This window comes from Pinisolibacter sp. DMC100 (assembly GCF_056313705.1).
Window position 1 is genome coordinate 14,717 of sequence record NZ_JBQUZT010000011.1, and the last position, 22,218, is coordinate 36,934.

12 protein-coding genes are annotated in these 22,218 nt (G+C 72.2%); 1 reads left to right on the plus strand and 11 read right to left on the minus strand.

Going from position 1 to position 22,218, the window contains the following annotated elements:
* Positions 1–34: 34 nt before the first annotated feature.
* Positions 35–967, plus strand: coding sequence for a LysR substrate-binding domain-containing protein (locus ACT541_RS19860; RefSeq protein ID WP_476139007.1), 933 nt, complete (start codon positions 35–37; stop codon positions 965–967).
* Positions 968–983: 16 nt separating this feature from the next.
* On the opposite strand, the gene ACT541_RS19865 is transcribed toward ACT541_RS19860, so the two are convergent.
* The 11 genes from ACT541_RS19865 to ACT541_RS19915 form a co-directional block, all read right to left on the minus strand.
* The gene (locus ACT541_RS19865) at positions 984–1,811 is read right to left on the minus strand and encodes an ABC transporter permease (protein ID WP_476139009.1); all 828 of its coding nucleotides are present in this window, start codon (positions 1,809–1,811) and stop codon (positions 984–986) included.
* Between the two features lie 10 nt (positions 1,812–1,821).
* Entirely contained in the window at positions 1,822–3,051 is a 1,230-nt protein-coding gene (locus ACT541_RS19870) for an ABC transporter permease (protein WP_476139011.1), read from the minus strand.
* 79 nt (positions 3,052–3,130) lie between these two features.
* Entirely contained in the window at positions 3,131–4,183 is a 1,053-nt protein-coding gene (locus ACT541_RS19875; protein WP_476139013.1) for an ABC transporter substrate-binding protein, read from the minus strand.
* Positions 4,184–4,287: 104 nt separating this feature from the next.
* Positions 4,288–5,421 (minus strand): ABC transporter ATP-binding protein, encoded by a 1,134-nt coding sequence (locus ACT541_RS19880; protein WP_476139015.1) that lies wholly within the window; start codon positions 5,419–5,421, stop codon positions 4,288–4,290.
* A 584-nt stretch (positions 5,422–6,005) separates the two neighbouring features.
* Positions 6,006–7,319: an aminotransferase class I/II-fold pyridoxal phosphate-dependent enzyme gene (locus ACT541_RS19885; protein ID WP_476139074.1), complete on the minus strand. Its 1,314-nt coding sequence runs from the start codon at positions 7,317–7,319 to the stop codon at positions 6,006–6,008.
* A 47-nt stretch (positions 7,320–7,366) separates the two neighbouring features.
* Positions 7,367–14,761, minus strand: a complete 7,395-nt coding sequence (locus ACT541_RS19890; RefSeq protein WP_476139017.1) for an SDR family NAD(P)-dependent oxidoreductase — start codon at positions 14,759–14,761, stop codon at positions 7,367–7,369.
* Positions 14,762–14,886: 125 nt separating this feature from the next.
* On the minus strand, positions 14,887–16,260 hold the full coding sequence (locus ACT541_RS19895; RefSeq protein WP_476139019.1) for a capsule biosynthesis protein: 1,374 nt from the start codon (positions 16,258–16,260) through the stop codon (positions 14,887–14,889).
* A gap of 100 nt (positions 16,261–16,360) precedes the next feature.
* The gene (locus tag ACT541_RS19900) at positions 16,361–17,524 is read right to left on the minus strand and encodes a polysaccharide biosynthesis/export family protein (RefSeq protein WP_476139021.1); all 1,164 of its coding nucleotides are present in this window, start codon (positions 17,522–17,524) and stop codon (positions 16,361–16,363) included.
* 160 nt (positions 17,525–17,684) lie between these two features.
* Positions 17,685–18,875 carry a hypothetical protein gene (locus ACT541_RS19905; protein ID WP_476139023.1) on the minus strand — a complete coding sequence of 397 codons (1,191 nt, stop codon included), beginning with the start codon at positions 18,873–18,875 and terminating at the stop codon, positions 17,685–17,687.
* Complete coding sequence (locus ACT541_RS19910; RefSeq protein ID WP_476139025.1) at positions 18,872–20,794, minus strand: glycosyltransferase; 1,923 nt, start codon at positions 20,792–20,794, stop codon at positions 18,872–18,874. The genes ACT541_RS19905 and ACT541_RS19910 overlap by 4 nt, the downstream gene beginning before the upstream one ends.
* Positions 20,791–22,083, minus strand: coding sequence for a capsular polysaccharide export protein, LipB/KpsS family (locus ACT541_RS19915; RefSeq protein ID WP_476139027.1), 1,293 nt, complete (start codon positions 22,081–22,083; stop codon positions 20,791–20,793). The genes ACT541_RS19910 and ACT541_RS19915 overlap by 4 nt, the downstream gene beginning before the upstream one ends.
* Positions 22,084–22,218 lie beyond the last annotated feature (135 nt).

A 22,218-nucleotide genomic window follows, 5' to 3' on the forward strand; every position in this document is an offset into this window, starting at 1 on the left:
GCTTCGGCCGCGGGTCGATCGGGAGATCGTTGCCATGAAGCAGGACGCGACGACGGGCACGAGACGGCAGCTGCCGCCCCTGTCGATGGTGCGGGCCTTCGAGGCGGTCGGTCGCCTGTCGTCGATGCGCAAGGCGGCCGACGAACTGGCGGTCTGCCACACGGTCGTCTCGCGCCACGTCCGCAATCTCGAGGCCTGGTTCGGTGCCCGCCTCGTCGAGCGCAGCCCGCGCGGCATCCAGCTGACCGAAGAGGGGCGCATCTTCCTGCGGTCCGTCTCCAGCGCCTTCGATCTGATCGCCTCCGCCACGGCGGAGCTGCGGCCGTCGACGGCGCGCGGCCTCTTCCGGGTGTGGTGCGTTCCGGGTCTCGCCGCGCGCTGGCTGGCGCCGCGGCTCGCCGGATTGCAGGAGGCGCTGCCGGGCGTCGAGATCGTGCTGCGCGCCACCAAGGAGCGGCCGAACTTCGCCCATTACGAGGCCGACGGCGAGATCGCCTACGGCGCCGAATCCACCGCGGCGGCGCGGTCGGAACTGCTCGAGCGTTCGCGGCTCTTCCCCGTGGCGAGCCCCAACTGGATCGCCGCCCATCCGCCGATCGAGAGCCTCGAGGACCTGACCAAGGTCACGCTGATCCACGAGGAGAGCCGCGACCAGTGGCGGCAGTGGTTCGAACTCGCCGGCCATCGCCCGCCCGGCGATCTCGCCGGTCCGCGCCTGTGGTACGCCTCCTCGGCGCTCGACGCGGCGGTGGCGGGGCAGGGCGTGGCGTTGGCGACGCGGCTGCAGGCGGCCGACGACATCCAGACCGGCCGGCTGATCGAGTTGCTCGAGACCGACGTGTCGATGGGGAACTACTGGTTCGTGGCGCCGGAAGCGCGCTGGAACGACCCCGTCGTCTCGCGCTTCCGCGCCTGGCTCGCCCGCTCGGTCGACGAGACCCGCGGCGGCGAGGGCGCGAGGGACTGACGCCCCCGCGACGCTCTCACAGGCTCGAGCGCATGCGCTCCGTCCGGCGCTCCAGCCACTTCACCGCGGCCAGCAGCACGATGGCGGTGGCGATCATCACGGCAGACGCCGCGGCGATGATCGGCGACAGGCTCTCGCGCAGACCCGAGAACATCTCGCGCGGGATGGTGCGCTGTTCGGGCGAGGCGAGGAAGAGCACCGTCACCACCTCGTCGAAGGACGCGGCGAAGGCGAAGAGCGCGCCGGTGACGACGCCGGGCAGCACCAGCGGCAGCATCACGCGGCGGAAGGCGAGGAGCGGCGGGGCGCCGAGCGAGGCCGCCGCGCGCATCAGGTTGTGGTCGAAGTTCGACAGCGAGGCGCCGACGGTGACGACCACGAAGGGGCTGCCGAGCGCGGCGTGCGCCAGCACGATGCCGAGATAGGACTGGGTCAGGCCGAGCGGCGCGAAGAAGAAGTAGAGGCCGACGGCATAGATGACGATCGGCACCACCAGCGGCGACAGCACCAGGCCGGTGATCAGCTTCTTGCCCCAGAAGTCGGTGCGGGCGAGGCCGACCGCGGCCATGGTGCCGAGCACGGTGGAGAGCGCCGCCGACATGGCGCCGATCAGGAACGAGTTCTTGACCGCGACCGCCCATTTCTCCGAGGCGAAGAAGGCGTCGAGCCACTTCATCGAGAAGCCGCGGATCGGATAGACGAGGAACTCGCCGTCGGAGAAGCCGAGCGGCAGGATCGCCAGGATCGGCGCGATCAGGAAGATCGCGGTCAGGATCGAGAAGATCGTGAGCGCCCAGCCGGAGAGGCGTTCCATCGCGGTGAGGGGCATGTGGTTCTGAGACATCGGCTCCTCCTCAGGCGCGGCGGGTGACGATCTTGGCGTAGACGACGGAGAGCACGGTGGTGCAGACGAGCAGCACCACGCCGAGCGCCGCGGCGAGACCCCAGTTGATCGTGTCGTTGACGAAGAAGGCGATGAACCAGGACAGCATCTGGTCGTCGGCGCCGCCCACCAGCGCCGGCGTGATGTAGTAGCCGATGGCCGAGATGAAGACGAGCAGCGCGCCCGCCGCCACACCCGGCAGCGACTGCGGGAAGTAGATGCGGCGGAAGGCGGTGAAGGGCGTGGCGCCGAGCGAGCGGGCGGCGCGCACCGTCTCCGGGCGGATGCCCTTCATCACGGCGGCGAGCGGCAGCACCATGAAGGGCAGCAGCACGTGGGTCATCGCCACGACGACGCCGACCCGGTTGAAGATCAGCCGCATCGGATGGTCGATCAGGTGCAGCCACATCAGGAACTGGTTGACGATGCCGTTCTCCTGCAGGAGCACGATCCAGGCGGCGGTGCGCACCAGCAGCGAGGTCCAGAAGGGCAGCAGCACGAAGACGGTCATCACCGCGGCGGTGGTCTTCGAGGCGCGCGTCATCAGGTAGGCATAGGGGTAGCCGATCAGCAGGGCGAAGAGCGTCACCGTGCCCGACACGGTGAAGGTGCGCCACAGGACCGAGCGATAGATCGCCTCCTTCTCCGGCACCGCGGTGATCGAGCCGCTGTCGGACTTGCGCAGGTCGAGCGAGGCGAGGAGGTAGTAGTCGGTCAGGGGGCCGGAGGCGCGGCGCAGCGCGGTCAGCGTCTCGGGCGCGACCCACTTCTCGTCGAGTTCGACGAAGACGGCGCGCCAGTCGCCGTTCGGCGCCGCGTCGAGCTTGGAGATGCGGCGGGCGGCCTTCATCACCAGCGTGCGGCCGCCGTCGACGGCGTAGTTGAGGCGGCGGGCCGCCATCGCGACCGTGTCGGAGGCGGCCGAGGACTTGATGTCGGCGGCGAGCGCCGGCCACAGGGTGGCGGGCGGTTCGCCCGTGCCGTCCCAGGCGCGGGTGATCTGGACGACGTTGGGCCACACGGAGGCGACGTCGCCGTCCATCACCGATCGACGCAGCATGTCGAAGATCGGGATCAGGAAGGTGAAGACGAGGAAGACCAGGAGCGGCGCCACGAGGAAGAAGGCGGTCCAGCGACGACCGCGCTCGGCGCGGGCGTGGGCGCGCAGGAGATCCAGTTCGGCGGCGGTGACGTCGGACATGGCGCGGGTTCCGGTGTGGCGTCGGGAAAAGGGAAGGGTGGATCGCGGCGGACACTCCCCCGCCGCGATCCGAGGGCGCTCAGTTCTGAGCGGCCCACTTGTTGAAGCGCTCGGTGAGCTTGTCGTTGTTCTCGAGCCAGAACTCGACGTCGATCATCTTGGCCGAGGCGAGGTTCTGCGGCGCGGTCGGCAGGTTCGGCAGCACGGCCGCATCGATCAGCGGCGTCGCGGCCTTGGTGGTCACGCCGTAGGCGATGTAGTTCGGCAGCTTCGCCTGGTTCTCCGGCTTGCCGGCGAGCGCCAGGAACTTGTAGGCGGCGTCGATGTTCGGCGAGCCCTTGAGGATGACCCAGCTGTCGAGGGTGTAGAGCGCCTGGTTCCAGACGATGCCGAAGTTGCGCTTGTCCTTCTTGTTGGCGGCGTCGATGCGGCCGTTGTAGACGGACGTCATCACGACTTCACCCGAGGCGAGGAACTGCGGCGGCTGGGCGCCCGACTTCCAGAACACGAGGTCCTTCTTGATGGTGTCGAGCTTCTTGAAGGCGCGGTCGACGCCGGCCGGGGTCTTGAGCTCGGCATAGACCTTGTCGGCGGCGACGCCGTCGGCCATCAGCGCGATCTCGAGCGTGGTCTTGGCGCCCATGCGTAGCGCGCGCTTGCCCGGCCAGGTCTTGGTGTCGAAGAAGTCCGACCAGGACTTCGGCGCCTTGTCGGCCGGGATCTTGTCCTTGTCGTAGCCGAGGACGAAGTCGTAGAGGATGGCGCCGACGCCGCACTTGTGGACGGCGTCCGGCAGATAGGCGTCCTTGCCGCCGATCTTGGCGAAGTCGAGCTTCTCGTAGAGGCCTTCCTCACAGCCGATCTCGAGCTCGTCGCTCTCGACCTGCACCACGTCCCAGCCGGCGTTGCCGCCCTGGACCTTGGCGCGCAGCACGCCGACGCCGCCGTCCCAGCTCTCGTCGACCATGTCGATGCCGGCCGCCTTGGCGGGCTCGAAATAGATGATCTTCTGGGCATCCTGATAGGCACCGCCCCACGAGACGACGGCGAGCTTGCCACCGGCGGCGTGAGCCACCGCGCCGGCGATCAGGACGGTTGCGGCGGTCGCCGCGAAGAGATGACTGCGCTTCATGGTGTTCTCCCGTTTGGATCGGAGCGTTGCGTCTCGTCGGGGTGCCGCAGGCCGAGGCCGGCGACGGGATGCGCCGGATCGCGCGAGGCGATCCGGGATGGGGATCACTGCGCGGTGCGGTCCGGGTCGTAGGCCCGGGCGTGGCGCGTCAGGAAGCCGAAGCGGATCTCGGCGCCGACCTCCGGTGCGACCACGTCGCGGGCCGGCTGCTTGGCGACGACGTCGAGGCCCTCGGCGGCGATGTGCACCTGGAGGTGGTCGCCGTGATAGACGACGTCGATCACCTTGCCGGTCAGCACGTCGTCGAGGCCGTCGGTGCCGTCGGCGATGCGGACGTTCTCGGGCCGGACGATGACGGCGGCGGGGCCGCTCTCGCCGACGTCGACGGCGAAGGCCTCGAGCATCGTGCCGCCGGCGGTCCGGACAACGGCGTTCTCGCCCTTGCGGCCGACGATGGTGCCGTCGAAGCGGTTGGATTCACCCACGAAGGTGGCGACGAGGCCGTCGGCTGGCTCCTCGTAGAGGGTGCGCGGATCGGCGAGGTGACGGATGCGGCCGCCGGCGAAGACGGCGATGCGATCCGACATCGTCAGCGCCTCGGTCTGGTCGTGGGTGACGTAGACCACCGTGAGGCCGAGCGACATGTGCAGCGAGCGGATCTCGTACTGCATGTGCTCGCGCAGCTGCTTGTCGAGCGCGCCGAGCGGCTCGTCCATCAGCACCAGCTCCGGCTCGAAGACGAGGGCACGGGCCAGCGCGATGCGTTGTTGCTGGCCGCCGGAGAGTTGCGCCGGCTTGCGCTCGGCGACATGGGGCAGGCGCACCATGTCGAGTGCGCGCTTGACCTTCGCCTCGACGTCGGCGCGCGAGAGGCCGCGCACCTCCAGCGGGAAGGCGATGTTCTCGGCGATCGTCATGTGCGGGAACAGGGCGTAGTTCTGGAACACCATGCCGATGCCGCGCTCGTGCGGCGGCTTGCGGGAGAGCGGCCAGTCGCCGAGATAGATCTCGCCGCCGGTCGGGACCTCGAAGCCGGCGAGCATCATCAGGCAGGTGGTCTTGCCCGAACCCGACGGCCCGAGCAGGGTCAGGAACTCGCCCTTGCGGATCTCGAGGTCGAGGTCCTTCACCACGTGGGTGCGGCCGTCATAGGTCTTGGAGACGTTCTGGAAGGTGACGAGCGTCGGGGCGCTCGCGAATTCCGACCGTCGGCCGGGCAGGGTCTTGGACGGCTTCAACGCTCCTCCTCGCCCACGATGGGCACTCTCGACAGGGGGGCGGCTTCTCTTTCGTCCGCCGCTGCACTGCACTTTGCGTAGGCATGACGCTACAAAGGGCAGGGGCCTTCACACAATTGCATTTTTTCGTCCATTGCGGTGCTCTCAGAGCACCACTTGAAAAGGGGCGCCGGCAAAGCCGATTCGCGGCCGGATTCCGCCCCAATCCAAGGGTTCTGCGCGGGCTGCGGCATCGGCCTACGACTATTTTCGCACCGCTCGGACGCAGTGTGGCCGCTTCGACGCACCACGGGGTGATTGCGTAGACGATGGCGCGCCGGCTGTTGCGACGCAGCGGAATGCGCGCCCGACGCGTGTGCGGGCGCGAAATCGATGTCGCGCGAGCGGCGACGATGGGCGGCGTGGCAGGGCCTCGGCATCCCGGCGTTCCTCGACGGCCGCAGGGTCGCGCTCCGGGGTCTGATGCTCCGGTATCGAGGCGCGAGGCGGCTGCGGTCAGGTTCGCCGAGACGGGGTCCCTCCGCAAGCCCTCCGAACGAACGTTCGTACAGGAAGCGACGCGAGGACCTCTGCCGTCCGCCGCCTCACTTCAGCAGGGCGGAGAGGGCGGTGACCGAGACGCCTTCCTCGACCAGCCGACCGAGTTCCTCGGCGACCATGGCGACGGCGCGATCGACGTCGTCGTCGGTATGGGCGGCGGAGAGGAAGAAGCGCAGGCGGGCGGAGCGTTCCGGCACGCCGGGCGGGATGATCGGGAAGGCGTTGACGCCGCGGGCGAAGAGCCGGTCGGCGAGGACGACGGTGCGGATGCTGTCGCCGACGACGATCGGCACGACGGCATGGCCCCAGCTCTCGCCGACGTCGAGACCGGCGGCGCGGGCGCGTTCGAGGAAGCGGCGGGCGACCGCCTGGAGGCGGGCGACGCGCTCGGGCTCTTCCCGCATCAGGCGCAGCGCCGTCAGCGAGGCGACGGCGAGCGGCACCGGCATGCCGACCGAATAGACCATGCCGGGGGCATGGAACTTCAGATAGTCGATCAGCGCGGTCGTGCCGGCGATGTAGCCGCCGCAGCCGACCAGCGTCTTCGACAGCGTGCCCATCCAGATGTCGACGCGACGGGGATCGACGTGCGCATGTTCGGCGATGCCGCGTCCCGTGGCGCCGAGGACGCCGAGGGCATGGGCCTCGTCGACCATCAGCCAGGCGCCCCAGCGCTCCTTGATCTCGACCAGACGGGCGAGGTCGGGGCCGTCGCCGTCCATCGAGAACAGGCCCTCGGTGACGATCAGGCAGCGCTCGAACTTGTGACGGTTGGCCTCGAGCAGGCGCTCGAGCGCGTCGAGGTCGTTGTGGGGGTAGAGGCGGCGCTGGGCGCGCGAGGTCTCGGCGCCGACGACGATCGAGTTGTGGGCGAGCGCGTCGTGGACGATCAGGTCCTTCGGCCCGATCAGCGCGGCGATGACCGAGACGTTGGTGGCGTGGCCGGAGACGAAGACCAGCGCGGCGTCGGCGTCGTAGAGCGCGGCGATCTCGTGTTCGAGCGCGCGATGGGCGGGGCGTTCGCCCGCCGTCAGGCGGCTGGCGGAGACCGAGGTACCCCATTCGGCGGCGGCGGCGGCGACGGCTTCCGTCACCTGTGGATGGCCGTTGAGGCCGAGATAGTCGTAGGAGGCGAAGTTCAGGCAGTCGCGGCCGTCGATCGTCGCGCGGGCGCCGGAGCGGCTCTCGTGCAGGCGATGGAACGGATTGGCGATGCCCAGCATCTCGCCGGCGACGAGATGGGTGGTCATCGAGCGATAGCCGGGCAGCGAGACGAAGGACGTGTCCCAGTTGCCGCGCGGGGCCGCCTCGCGCGGGCGGGCGGCCGGCGGCGAGCCGCGGCGCATGGCGGCGAGCATGGCGGCGCGCTGGTCGCCGGAGAGCCGGCCGCGGTCGTCTTCGCTGGTCACGTCCGCCCCTCCAGGCGCTTGCGATGGGCCTCGAGCTCGGCCGAGAGGCCGGCGAAGGCCTCGCCGTCGCCGCCGTGCATGGCGATGAGGCTCTCGTCGCCGGCGTCGAGGCGCCCCTCCTCGGCAGTATCGCCGCCGCGCAGCGACTGCAACAGGCGGCGCGCCAGATCGTGCAGGTTCTTGACCGAGGTGATGGCGACCAGCGGCAGCTCGACGCCGAAGCGGCTCTCGACGTTCATGCGCAGTTCGAGCGCCATCAGCGAATCGAGACCGAGCTCGTCGAGCGGCCGGCCGACGTCGACCTCCGACGGCGCCAGCCTGAGGATGCGGGCGACCTCACCGGCGACGATGTCGCAGAGGATCTTCAGCGCCTCGCCGTCCGACTTGCCGTCGATCAGGGTGGCGAGATCGGTCTCGCCCTCCTCGCTCTCGCCGTCGTCGCGCAGGAAGTCCTCGAAGGCGGGCGCGGCGAGCAGCGCCAGATCGCGCAGGGCGCCGACCTTGCGGAAGCCGGCGCAGCAGATCACCGGATCGTCGAAACGGTCGGCGCGGGCGACGAGGTCGTCGAGCCGGGCGAGCGCCTCGCGGGCGCGGAAGCCGGCGACGCCGGTGACGCGCTCGAGCCGGGCGGCGGTCGCGCCTTCGCGGGCGAGCACGCCGACGTCGGCGATGGCGCCCCAGGCGACGGCGAGCGCCGGCAGGCCCTCGGCGCGGCGGCGGCGGGCGAGGCCCTCGACGAAGGCGTTGGCGGCGGCATAGGCCGACTGGCCGGGGTTGCCGACCAGCGCCGCGGCCGAGGAGAAGAGCACGAAGGTCTCGACCGGCTGGTCGCGGGTGGCGCGGTCGAGGTTGACGGCGCCGGCGACCTTGGGGGCGAGGACGCGGTCGATCCGCGCCGTGTCGAGATCGGGAAGGAGGCCGTCGTCGAGCACCATGGCGGTCAGCCAGACGCCGGAGATCGGTCCGACGTCGCGGGCGGTGCGCGCGACCAGCGTCTCGACCGAGGCGAGATCGGCGGCGTCCACCGTTTCGACGCGGAGATCGACGCCGCGGGCGGCGAGTGCGGCGACCTTCTCGGCCGCGCCGTCCTCGAGCCGGCCGGAGCGGGAGGCGACGACGATGCGGCGGGCGCCCCGGTCGGCGAGGTGGAGCGCGGTGGCGAGACCGAAGCCGCCGGTGCCGCCGACGACCAGCTGGACGCCGTCGCCGGGGGCGAAGGGGTGCATGGCTGCGGGCGGCAGGCGGCGCGTGCCGGGGACGGGCGGGCGCACCAGGATCTTACCGACGTGGCCGGCGGCCTGCATCAGGCGGAAGGCCTCGCCGATCTCGTCGGCCTCGAACAGGCGATGCGGCAGCGCCGAGAAGCGTCCGTCGCGGAAGCCCTCGGCGATCGCCGCGAAGCCGCGGGCGACGATCGAGGGATCGTGGGCGAGCAACTGATCGACGTCGACGCCGTGATAGGTGAGGTTGCGGCGGAAGGGGCGCAGCGCCAGCTCGGTGTTGGCGACATAGTCGCGCTTGCCGAGTTCGACGAAGCGGCCGAAGGGCTTCAGGCACTTCACGCCGGCCCGCATGGCGTCGCCCGACAGGCTGTTCAGCACCACGTCGACGCCGCCGAGGTCCTTGCGGACGGTGTCGACGAAGTCGAGCGAGCGCGAATCGAGGATGGTCTCGGCCCCGAACAGGCGGGCGAGCGCGCGCTTCTCCGGCGTCGAGACGGTGGCGACGACGCGGGCGCCGAGGCTGCGGGCGACCTGCAGCGCCGCCAGTCCGACGCCGCCGGCGGCGCCGTGGACGAGGACGACCTCGCCCGGCTTCAGCCGCGCGCATTCGACGAGCCCGTACCAGGCGGTGACGAAGGCGACCGGCACGGTGGCGGCGGCTGTCGGCTCGATGCCCTCGGGGGCGGGGACGAAGACGTCGGCGGGGCCGGTGACGTGGCTGGCGAAGGCGCGCGGGGCGAAGCCGAGCACGACGTCGCCGGGGCGGAAGCGGGCGGCACCCTCGCCGAGCGCGACGACGCGGCCGACGCATTCGAAACCGTAGTCGGCGCCGGCGAGCCCGTCGGCGACGTCGCCCTCGTCGAGCAGGCCCATCGCCAGCATCACGTCGCGGAAATTGAGGCCGGTGGCGATCACCTCGACCTCGATCTCACCGAGGCCGGGGGCGCGGCGGGGCTTGGGCCGCCAGGTGAAGTGCTCGAGCGCGCCGCGTCGCGGCAGCACCGCCTCGAGCGCCTCGGACGCCGCTTCGGCAGCGGGCGCGGCGGGCAGGCCGCGGCGGACGCGCGGCACGAAGGCGCCGGCGGGCGTGACGGTGGTGTCGCCCTCGCCGTCATCGCGGGCGATCCAGGCGGCGAGGGCCGCGCCGGCCGCGGCATCGTCGAGCGCCGGATCGAGATCGAGGAGGCGGATGCGGCTACCGACGCGTTCGTTGACGGCGACGCGGAGGAAGCCGCGGATCGCGTCGCAGACCGGATCGCGCCCGGCGACGCTGCCGGTGCGCAGCACGACGGCGAGGCGGGGGGATCCCGCACCGGCGAGGAGGTCGGCGCGCAGGGTCTCGAGCGCCGCGACGGCACGGCGCTGTTCGTCGCCGGAGGCGTGCGGCAAGAGGCGGACGCGTTCGACGGGAGCCTCGTCGGAGGGCGTCTCGCCATCGTCGATCAGGCGACCGCCGCGTGCCGCGAGGGCGGTGCGGAGGGCGGCGAGGAGGCCGGCATCGACCGCGTCGGCGTCGAGGAGCCGGGCGACCGGCACCGGCGCGGGCTTCGCCGGCCGGGGAGGCACGCGGCCGATCAGCGCGATCTCGTCGGCGGTGCCGACGGCGTGTTCGCCGATCGCCTTGCAGCCGAGCCGTTCGAGCCGCCGCCGCGCGTCGCCGATCGGGCAGACGCCGCCGATCGGCAGATGCGGATCGAGGGAGCCGGCGAACCAGCCGTCGGCCATGCCGAACCAGAAGTCGATCAGCCCGTCGTCCATCGGGTGGAGGACCATGAGGGCGCCATCGTCGATCACGTGGGCGGCCATCTTCTCGAGCAGATCGTCGTCGCGGCAGTGGCTGGCGACCATCACCGCGACATCGAAACGCGGCGCATCGGCGGAGGCCGTGGCGAGGTCGAGCACCTCGATGCCCGAGCCGACCGGCAGGCGTGCGGCGAGGCGTTCGAGGCGGGTCCGGTCGGTGCCGGCGACCGTCACCCGCAGGCCGGTGCGTTGGATGTGACCGAGCAGCAGGGCGAGGATGTGGCGGGCGTGGGACTGGGCGATCAGCAGGCGCGGCGGCACGTCGCCGGCGGCGCTCATCAGGGCCCGGAGGGCTGCATCGACACTGCGCCGTGCCGCAGCGGACAGGAGCGGGGTCTCCTCGAAGACCTGCGCCGGCGTGCGGCCACGGCCGGGGGCCGGGCCCTCGGCGAGGAAGCCGTCGATCTCGGCGGCGGTGCGGGCGGCGTGCAGCAACGCGTCGCTGGCGGCGGGGAACTCGGCGGCGAAGGTCGCCAGGATCGGTTCGGGCTCGGGCAGACCGGTCTCGGCGGCGAGCCGGATGCAGCCGGCGTCGAGGTCCGCCAGACCGGCGTCCGCCAGCAGCTCGGCCATGCGGCCGACCCAGCCGGTCGCCTCGGGCGAGAGCCGTCCGGCGAGGACCGCGGCGCCGATGTCGAGGCGGCGGTCGGCGTCGGCGATCCGGGTGAGCGCTCGGCACGCGGTCGCCAGCATGTGGGCGCGCAGCATCAGCCGCGCCTCGTCGGGCGCCTCCTCGCCGCGGCCGGCGAAGGTGGCGCCGATCACCGCCGCCGGATCGAGCGGCGTCACGCGCTCGCGCCGGCAGATCTCGACGCGGAAGCAGACGTCGTCGACGGCGCGCTGTTCCAGCACGACGCGGCGCATGTGGATGCCGTCGGCCTCGGCGACGATCCTGCCCTCGGCGTCGAACAGATGGACGGCGACGGTCAGCGTGTTCTCGGTCTCGCGCTCGACCCGGACATTGGCGGCGACGACGGTCGCGCCGTCGCGATGGAGCACGAGGCGGGCGATGCCGACCGGCAGATGGGTCTCGCGCGACGCGGGGTCGGCGTCGACGAAGCAGAACAGCGGGTGGAGCGCCGCGTCGAGGCTCGCGGGATGGAGCAGCAGCGGCGACAGCCCCTGTCCGAGCGGGATCGGCTTCGCGGGCCGTGTCTCGACCGTCATCGAGTCGCCGCGCCGGTCGCAGGCGAGCGCGAGGCGGAAGGCCGGGCCGTAGTCGATGCCGAAGGTCGAGGCCGCGGCATAGATCGCGTCGGTCGCGAAGCGGCCGCGGCGGCCGCCTGAGGCGGCCGGCGGGCGACGCGGTGCGGTCGGCGCGGCGAGGCGGGCGCGGGCGTTGAGGCTCCACTCGTCGGGACCGAAGCGCGGGCGGCTCCAGATCTCGACGGCACCGGTCGCCTCGGCGTGGCGGATCGACAGTTCGCGCATGCCGTCGGCCGGCAGGGTCAGCGGCACCAGCACGTCGAGATCTTCGAAGGCGAGCGGGCCTTCCGGCTCGAGGTCGCGACCGACGGCGAGGATCATCTCGGCGATCGCGGCGGCGGGTACGACGATCTCACCCTCGACGACGTGGTCGGCGAGCCAGGGCTGGAGGCGGGCGTCGAGGCGGGTGCGCCACTCGTGCTGTCCCTGCGCCAGGCGGGCGCCGATCAGCGGGTGACCGAGCGCCTCGCCGAAGACGTCGAGCCGCTCGGAGGTATGGGCGAAGCGGTGTTCGCGCCGCTGCCAGGCATAGGCCGGCAGGCCGAGCGTGCGGTCGACCGGCGGCGGCGGGGTCGACGATTCGGCGAGCGTCGCGCCGTTGGCGACCAGCCGGGCGACGATGCGGGCGATCGGGTCGGCGTGGGCGCGGCGATCGTCGGCCTCGGCGAGGGTCGCGACCGTGCGCGCCGCCGAACCGACGTCGCGCAGCGTGTCGGCGATCGGCGACTGGAGGATCGGCCGCGGGCCGATCTCGACGAAGAGCCCGGCGCCGAGGGCGGCGGCCCGTCCGATCGCGTCGCGGAAGCGGACGGGCGCGCGGACGTTCCACCACCAGTGATCGGCGTCGAGCAGGCGGTCGCCGATCGGCTCGCCTGTCACGGTCGAGATCACGGTGACCGAAGCGGGGCGCGGGGTGATCGGGCCGAGCGCCTCCAGCATGCGCTCGCGCAGGCCTTCGACGAAACGGGAGTGGAACGGGTATTCGATGTCGAGCGTGCGGCTGGCGATGCGGCGGCGGCGGCCCTCGCGGACGGCGAGGGCGATCGCCTCGGTCGCGCCGGAGATCGTCACCGAGGCGGGGCCGTTGTCGGCGGCGATCTCGACGTCGTCGCGGCCGAGGGCGGCGAGGAGGTCGGCGACCGTGTCGCGGCCGGCGGCGAAGACCGCCATGGTGCCGCGGCCGTGCACCGCCTCCTGGCAGGCGGAGCGGGCGACGACGATGCGCAGCGCCTCTTCGAGGCCGATCGCGCCGGCGTCGGTCGCCGCGGCGAGTTCGCCGATCGAATGGCCGACGACCATCGCCGGGCGGAGGCCGGCGGCCAAGAGGCTCGCCGTCGTCGCGGTCTGCAGGCCGAAGAGGATCGGCTGGAGGAAGGCGCCGAAGCGCATCTTCTCGGCCAGTTCAGGGTCGTGCAGGTCGTCGACCAGCGAGCGGTCGGCGAGCGTCGCGAAGGTCGCGGCGACCTCCTCGAAGCGAGCGCGGAAGGCGGCGTTGCGGGCAAAGGCCGTGCGGCCCATGCCGGCCCACTGGGCGCCGTTGCCGGAATAGACGAGGCAGACGCCGGCGTCGCGGCCGCGCGCCACGCCCTCCTCGACGTCGCCGTGGCGGCCGTCGGCGGCGAAACCGGCGAGCGCGCCGGCGAGATCGTCGGTGTCGAGCGCGACGACGGCGCGGTGTTCCATCGGGTCGCGGCCGGCGACCAGCGCCGCGGCGAGGCGGCGGGCGTCGACACCCGCCTCGAGCCGTTCGGCGATCGCCTTGGCGCCGGCGCGCAGCGCCTCGCGCGAGGCGGCGGAGACGACGAGACGGTCGGGTGAGGACATCTCCGCGGCCGGCGCGGCAGGGCGTTTCGGCGCGCCGCGCAGCACGACATGGGCGTTGGTGCCGCCGAAGCCGAAGGAGGAGACGCCGGCGACCAGGGTCTCGGGTTCCTCGGGCAGGGCGACGGCCGCCCGTGCCGGGGCGAGATTGAGGCCTTCGAAGTCGATGTCGGGGTGGAGCGCCTCGAGATGCAGGCTCGCCGGCAGGACGCGCGTCTCGAGCGCGATCAGCGCCTTCATGAGGCCGGCGACGCCGGAGGCGGGCTCCAGGTGACCGATGTTCGACTTGACCGAGCCGATCGGCAGCGGGCGCGACCGGCGGCGGCCGAGGACGCGGCCGAGCGCCTCCGCCTCGATCGGGTCGCCGACCCGGGTGCCTGTGCCGTGGGCCTCGACGAAGGCGACCGCGTCGGCGTCGAAGTCGCGATAGATGCGCTCGAGCAGCGCCGTCTGGCCGTCGAGCCCGGGCAGGGCGATGCCGGAGGTGCGGCCGTCGGAGTTGACGTCGGCGGCCTCGACCGTGGCGCGCAGCGCGCCGGGGCGGGCGCGGTCGGTCCGCGTCAGGACGAGGGCGACGGCGCCTTCCGACCGGACATAGCCGTCGCCGTCGGCCGAGAACGGGCGGCAGAGCCCGGTCTGCGACAGCATCGCGGCGCGCGAGAAGCCGACGAAGGAGAAGGGCGACAGCAGCACGTTGACGCCGGCGACGATCGCCGTCTCGATCCGTCCCGCCTCGAGGTCGGCGACGGCGCGGGCGAAGGCGACCAGCGACGACGAACAGGCGGTGTCGACGGTGAAGCTCGGTCCGCGCAGGTCGAAGACGTAGGAGATGCGGTTGGCCAGGATCGACAGCGTGTTGCCGGTCATGAAATGGCTGTCGATCGAGGCCGGATCGGCGGCGTGGATGTTGCCGTGATCGAGGCTCGAGCCGCCGACGTAGACGCCGACGTCGCCACGGGCGAGTGAGGCGGGCGGGATCTCGGCATCGCCGAGCGCGTCCCAGACGACCTCGAGCAGCAGGCGCTGCTGCGGGTCCATCTGCGCCGCCTCGCGCGGCGACAGGCCGAAGACGGTGGTGTCGAAGGCGAAGGGCGCATCGAGATAGCCGCCGGCGAAGGAATAGGCATAGCCGGGCGCGTTGCGGGCGGGATGGAGATGGCGGGCGACGTTCCAGCGGCCCTCGGGGGCGGGGCGCACGGCCGAGCGGCCCTCGGCGAGCAGCGCGCGGAAGGCCGCCTCGTCGGGCGCACCGGGCAGGCGACAAGCCGCGCCGACGATGCCGATCGTCGGGGCGCGGAAGGCGTCCAATCGCCCGGAGGTCTCGGTTCGCTCGGTCATCGCGGCAATCGGATCACTTCGTTCTCCCGGCGGCGAGCGGCCCGAGCCCGTCGGCCCGTCTCCCGCCGAATTCTCTGCGCGGCCCGGAGGCCACCTTCCGCCCGCTGTCGCGGACCCTGTCCCGATCACGTTTTCAGCGAACCAGCCGTTCCCACGATCCGTTGCGTGTGTAAAGTTTCGGCATTGTTTCCTGCGTCGTCGGTCGGCGGTAAGGCGTCCAGATCCGTCACCAATCTTTGTGCCACACTCGATGCTCCGACTTCCACGGCTTCTTCGGCGACGAAGCCGCCTCTGAGCTGAATACGCTGTTGTATCAACCGAAAAAAGGCATCGGTCAGGCGCGGATCGGGCGGTGTCGGGGCGGTCCAGAAGCTTTCGAGCGGGCCGGGGGCCACCATGCCGGCGACGCCGTAGACGGCACGGCCGAGGACGAAGACCGGTCGACCGGCGAGAAGCGCGGTCACGCCCACCGTCGAATTGACGAGGACGACACCCTCCGCGGCGGCGATCAGGGCGTCGAGCGGACCGCCGACGATCACCGCGACGCGGTCGGCGATGCCGAGGGCGGCGGCCCTGCGACCGATCGCGACGCGCCAGTCGGCGAGCCCGTTGTCGATCGGGTGGAGCTTGAACAGCAGGTGGCGATCGGTCGGCGCCGCGGCGGCGAAGGAGGCGAGCGTCGCCTCGACCAGCGCCATGAGATCGCCGCCGGGGGCGTGAACCTTGATCTGCCAGTCGCCGGCGAGCTGCAGCGGGAAGAGGAAGAAGCGCCGCCGGCCGTCGAGGAAGGCGGGCAGCGTGGCGGCGAGGCGCCGCCGCTCGAGTGGTGCCTTCACTTGCCGCAGGAGCCAGCCGGCATATTCGACCAGCGGATGGACCGGCCCGTGGGTGCGGTAGTGGCGATGAACGAAGGGGCCGAGGACGACGTTCGGCAGGTGATAGGCGAGATCGTAGAGCGAATAGGTGAGCTCCGACTGCCGCCACAGCGGCCGCGTGTCGACCGGCGGCGCGCCTTCCGCCATGGCGAGGATCGTCGCCGGATCGCGCGGCATGCGCGAGCGGCCGGACATGCCGTCGGGCTCGAGGGTCAGCCAGTCGGGGCGCAGATAGCCGTGTTCGAGGATGTGGACGCGGGCGCCGCGCGCCTTGGCCACGGGTATCGCCGCGGCATGGACCGGGCGGCCGTCGCCGAGCATGACGACGTCGGTGATGCCCTCGCGATCGATCAGCCGTTCGAGGAAGGCCGGCCAGTCGGCGAGCCGGCCCTTCCAGAAGATCGACGGTGGGGCGGGGCGGCGGCGGCCGAAGGGCAGCCCGGTGATCAGACGCCAGAAGACGAGATCGCCGAGGCAGAAGGCGACGTGGCGGACGCCGTGCCCGGCCTCGATCACCCGATCGGCGACGCGGCGCAGGAAGGGCGAGGCGGGACCTTCGAGGAAGAGCACCACGCGACGGCGCGGCGGGCTCGGATCGCGAGAGGGGGACGGCGCTTCGCTCATCGCTCTCCTCGATCGGGGTGTGGTGGCCGGCCGATCGACCGCACCGGCTCAGGAGCGACCGGTCAGGTGCCGGTCGGAAGGGGCCGCGCGGGCCGAAGGGTCACTGGCCCAGGGACTTCGCCGTCACCGCGGGGGCGGCCGCCTGCTGCACCACCGACAGGACCTTGCGGACGGTCGTGAACGGGGCATTGGCGACATAGACCATGTCCTTGTTCTGGACCGAGAAACGGCGGGCCACGAAGAAGGTGTTGGTGTTGCGCAGGTCGACCCGATAGACGACGTCGACCTTCGTCCTGCCGGCCGGGATCGGGAACTTCGGATCGAGGCGGCGGGCCACCTCGACGTTCTCCTGGCGCAGCAGGAAGACCGCCGACGGATCGGACTGCTCGTCGAGAAGGCCGCCGGACTTGGCGACCGCTTCTTCCAGCGTGATGCCGCGGGCGTCGAAGGTGACGAGCGCGTTGCGGCCGGTCGCGCCGAAGGCGGTGAAGGTCCGCGAGTCGCGGACGATGGTCAGCGTGTCGCCGGCGCGGGCGAAGATGTTCTCGCTCGGGCGATCGAGCAGGGTCTGCATCGGCACCACGGCGGTGCGGCCGCCGCGGGTCAGGCTGACGAAGGTCTCGTGCACGGGCGAGCGGATGCCGCCGGCCTGGGCGATGACGTCGAGGATGCGATCGCCGCGGGTCGACAGCGGAATGCGGGCGCCGTTGACCACCTCGCCGGTGATGGTGACCGTGTTGGCGAGATTGCGGCTGACGGTGACCAGCGCCTGCGGCTCGATCGCCTTGCCGGTGAGAGCGGCGACGATACGCTGCTCGACCGCCGGCGGCGCGAAGCCGGCGACGCGGATGCGGCCGGCATAGGGAACGGTGATCGAGCCGTCGCGGGCGACGACCTGGTCGGGGATGACCACCGAGCGCGAGCCCGGCGAGGCATTGGAGACGACCGCCGAGGAGAAGAGACCACCGGCGGAGGCTTCCCAGATCGTCACGGTGACCGAATCGCCGATGCCGATCAGCGGTTCGGGCGACGGTGCGTTGGAGCCGAAGCGGGCGAGCAGCGAGGAATCGGGACGGGTGGCGACGACGTCGGCGACGCGGGCGTCGAGATCGACGACGAGATAGCCGTCGAACGACTCGTCGGCGGCCGGTGCGCCGTCGGAGACGACGGCCTGCGAAGACGGGCCCTGAGCGGGGAGCGCGGAGCAGCCGACCAGCAGAGAGGTCGCCGCAACGATGGCCGCCAGATGCATCAGAACCCGCATGGAAACCCCGTGAACGCCGAAAACCCGGAACGCGTGCCGCAAACACGCGACGCCGGCCGCACCATGCGGTGCACCGAGCCCGCCATGCTTAACACAGGAAGTCCTTACAAGGCGTGACAATCGGGTAACAGGTGTTTTTCCGCGTCAGGCGAAGGCGGGGTCAGGCGAAGGCGGGCGCGTCGATCGGCGACGGATGGGAGGGCTGCTCTTCGGCCGGAGCCGGCGGCGTGCGGTCGGCGCGGGCGACGAGTTCGGGAATGCCGAGGGCGGCCTCCGCGGCCATCGCCTCGACGGCCCGGCGCGTGGCATCGGCGGCGCGGGCGCGGACCTGCGGGTCGTCGATCAGGTTCACGATCGCCGCGATCCAGACCTTGCGGCGATTGGTCAGGATGACTTCGTCGGTCGCACCGGCCGCGCCGTAGGCCGGCGAGGCCGAGAAGACACCTGCGGCGCCGAGGCGGACGACGTCGATCCGCTTGGTGCCGGCGCGGGCACGGTTGGCGCGCGAACGCAGCAGCGGCACGACGACGATGTCCGCCCGTTCCCGGCGCGTCCGTTCGAGATAGGCGGGCCAGGAGGTGGGAGCGACGACGGTGGCGCGATCGATGCCCTTCCACAGGTCGCGGGCACGATCGTCGGCCGTCACCTCGAAGACGACGTTCGGCCTGAGGCGCAGCACCTCGGTCATCACCGGCACGAGGAAGCGATGCTCGCGCAGGTGGACGCCGGTGGCGTGATAGGCGATGCGGAGAGGGCCGTCGTCGCGGCGGTGCGACGCTTCGCCGCGCCAGATCTCGGGGGCGGGGGCGGGCGGCAGGACGCGGACGCCGTCGCCGCCGATCGCCTCGGCGAGCGCGGGCGTCGCCGTCCAGACGTGGTCGACGTGGCGGTTCAGCCGCGCGAGCGGGGCGAGGCCGCGGCGCCACAGGAACAGGCGGTAGCCGAGCGTGGCGTCGGCGCCGGTGACGACGGCGCCGATGTCGTCGTCGGTGAAGAAGCCGACGCCGGCGAGGTCCGGCCCGTGGCGGTCGATCCACGACACCACGCGTCGGCTGGCATAGCGGCAGACGAGGACGAAGGTCCCGGCGGCCTCCAGGGTCTCGATCGCCTTGTCGCGAATGTCGACGATGCGGGCCGGCGGCATGCCGGGAGCGGCGAGGCGGGCGGCGAGATAGTAGTCGAGCGTCGGATTGGGCAGACGGGCGAAGACGACGATGCGTTCGATCGGCCGATCGCTGGGCGTCGCCACGGCGCGGACGGTCGGGCGCGGCAGGAGCCCCGCGATGGCGCGGGCGAAGCCGCGCAGACCGCGGCGGACATGGGCGCGCAGTCGCCTCACCCGTCGCTTCATCGCGGGAACCTCGCGGCGCGGTCGCGCGAGACGATCGCCGGCAGCAGGGTCTCGCCGGCGAGCGACAGGGCGGGAGAGTGGAACGGGTCGCGCATCAGTGCATCACCCCAGCGATCGGACATGACCGCCTCCTCGGCGGCGCGTCGGGACCGCATGTCGTCCGTCTCGGCACGACCGCGGCTCGCCTGTTCGCGGTGGAGGAGCGTCGCCACGGGCGTCCAGACGATCCGTAGACCGCGCGCCCGCAGCTTCAGGCACCAGTCGACGTCGTTGAAGGCGACGGCGAGTCGCCCTGCGTCCATCCCGCCGATGGAATCCCATGTCGTCCTGCGGGTCAACAGACAGGCCGCGGTGACGGCGGAGACGTCGCGCCGCAGCGAGAGGAGGCCGCCGTCCTCGCCGCCCTCGGGCCGCAGAAAGGCGAAGGCATGGCCGGCGATGCCGCCGGCGCCGAGCGTGATGCCGGCATGCTGGATCGTGCCGTCGGGGAAGAGGAGGCGGGCGCCGACCGCGCCGACGCTCTCGTCCTCGAGTTCGGCGACCATGGCGCGGAGCCAGCCGGGCTCACGCGCCTCGACGTCGTCGTTGAGGAGCAGCAGGTACTCGCTCGTCGCGGCGGCGATGCCGGCGGCATTGAGGGCGGGGAAGTCGAAGGGCTCGGGGGCGGCGACGCGGCGGACGCGCGGATCGGCCTCGAGCCGGCGGAAGAGATCGAGCGTCGTCGGCGCGACCGAGCCGTTGTCGACGACGATCACCTCGAGATCGACGCCCGCGGTCTTCGTGAACAGGCCGTCGAGGCAGGCGGCGAGGAGATCGGGCCGGTCGCGGGTCGGGATCACCACCGAGACGGCGGGGCGGACGTCATCGGCGAGACGGGGCGCCGGTCGCGGGATCGGTCGCGGACGCGGAGCCGCGGCAGGGCGGGCGACGAGCAGGCGGGGGACATGGGCGATGCGGTCGCCGCCGCCGGCCTCGGCGACGGCGAGGAGCCGGGTCGCGGCGTCGGTCTCGACCGGGGTGCCGGGCAGGGTGCCGCGACGGACGACGACGGCGGTCGGCGCGAGGCCGCCGGCTTCCGCCAGCGCGCGGTTCCAGGCGGGGTGGAAGAGCGGATCGCGTCGCCGCCCGTCGGCCTCGATCGTGTCCTCGTCGCAGTAGACGGCGCGTGTCGTCGGATCGACGGCGAAGGGGCGGACGAGATGATGGAGCGCGTCGGGAGACAGCCGCGTGCCGGCGGGCAGCACGAGGTCGAGATCGGCATCCGCCGCCGCCGCGGTGCTCGGATCGCCGATCACGACGCCGTCGGTCCAGGTCTGCGCCGCGAGATCGGCACGGGTCGCGGCGCGAAGGCGCGCGTCGTCGCCGCGGAGGTGGACGGCGAGGTGTGGGCGGGCGGGCCAGGTCGCGTGTTCGGCGATCCACGACGGCCGATCGGCGGTGTCCTCGGTGGCGCGCAGCGCCAGCAGCGTCGCGTGGGGCGGCGTGGCGACCGCCTCCAGGAGGCGCAACAATCGGATCTCGGCGCCGCGGCGGTTGCCGCCGAGGGCGAGGCGCAGGATCGACACGAGCCCTCGCGGGCGGGTGGCGAGCGCGGCGGCGAGCCGGAGCGGCGACGGGCGCACGAGATCGACGCGCGGCGTCCGGCCGGTCGGGCTGGCGTCGGCGGAGGGGACGAGGGTGACGGCCTCGGTCTCGGCCGGCAGAAGCAGCGTCAAACGGCCGCGGCCGTCGGTGTCGACATGGACATGGCGCGGCGGCACGGCCCGGGCCGGGGCGAGCGTCAGGACGACCGCGGGCGTGGCGCCGAGGCGGTGGTCGGGATCGTCGACGCGGATCTCCGCGAGGCGGCCGGCGAGCCGGCCGACGGGGCGATCGGGCATGGCCGCGAAGGGCGCGCCCGTGTCGGCCCCCGGCCTCATGGGGCGCTCCCGCCGGGGCGGGCGGCGAGGAAGGCGGCGAGCCGCGGCGGCGGATCGACGAAGCCGCCGGGCTCGTTGACCCGGCCGGCGACGACGCGATCGGCGATGTCGGCCACCGCCGCGGCACGGCCGGCGGGATCGTAGAAGTCGCCCTTGATCTGGATGGTGGCGCCGAGGAGACGCAGGAAGGCGTCGACGAGATCCGGGTCGGGCGTCTCGGGCGCGCGCCAGAACGTGTCGAGCGGCCCGGCGTGCACGAGGCCCGGCATGTCGTAGACGGCGGCGCCGAGGACGGCGAGCGGCCGACCGGCCCGCAGGACGTGGATGCCGACCGTGGAATTGACCAGCAGCACGCCGCGCGACCGGAGGATCAGTCCGCCGAGATCGCCGCCGACGACGGTGAAGACGCGATCGGCGACGCCGTGACGGGCGGCGATCTTCGCGGCGACGCGGTCCCAGCGCTCCATCATGTTGTCGTGCGGATGCAGCTTGATCACCAGCCGCTCGTCGGGGGCGGCATTGGCGGCGAAGGAGCCGATCACCGTCTCCATCAGGTCGGAGAGATGGCCCCAGTGGGAGTTCGCGCGGATCTGGAAATCGGCCTGCAGTTGCATGGCGAAGAGCCAATGGCGCGTGTCGGCGTCCCAGCGCGCGATCGCCTTGGTCACCTTGCGCAGCCGCGGCACCACGAAGGCGCGCGGGATCCACGAGAGGTACTCGTGAATGGTATTGTAATACCGCTCCGATCGATAACCCGGGTAGAGCGGACGGGCGAAGAAGTCGAGCAGCGACTGGGCGACCTCGTGGACGGCCAGCACGTGGAACCGGTGGTGATATCGGATCGTGAAGTCGGGGGCGGGCAGGCCGCGGGCGTTCTCGCGCACGACGTCGGGGTCGTTCGGGAAATGCGAGCGGACGCCCATGCCGCCGCGCTCGAGCGTGATCCAGTCGGGGCGGAAATAGCCGTTCTCGACGACGTGGAAGCGCACGCCGAGCCGTGCGGCGACCTCGGCCGCCGCGGCGTGGAACGGCAGACGGTCGGCGTAGCACAGGATGTCGGTGATGCCGTCGCGGACGATCAGCGCCTCGAGCCGCGCCGGCCAGCGGGCGAGCGAACCGCGATAGGAGACCGCTCCGGGGCGGCGCCAGAAGAGGGCATCGGAGGGAGCGAGATGGACCTTGCGGACGGCGGCACCGCGCGCCTCGAAGGCAGCCGCCAGATCACGCCAGAGCGACGAAGCCGGCCCCTGGAGAAACAGGATGGACGCCTGCTCGGGATGCGGAGACATGATGATCGGCTCTTTGAACAACGGTGGCGTCCGGCCGACGCAGGATCGAAAGCGGGGGAAATCAGCGCGACGGTATCCCGTATGACCTCCACTAGGCAACCTGGCCGACGAGCGGCCGCGTGACGGCGGCGGGAG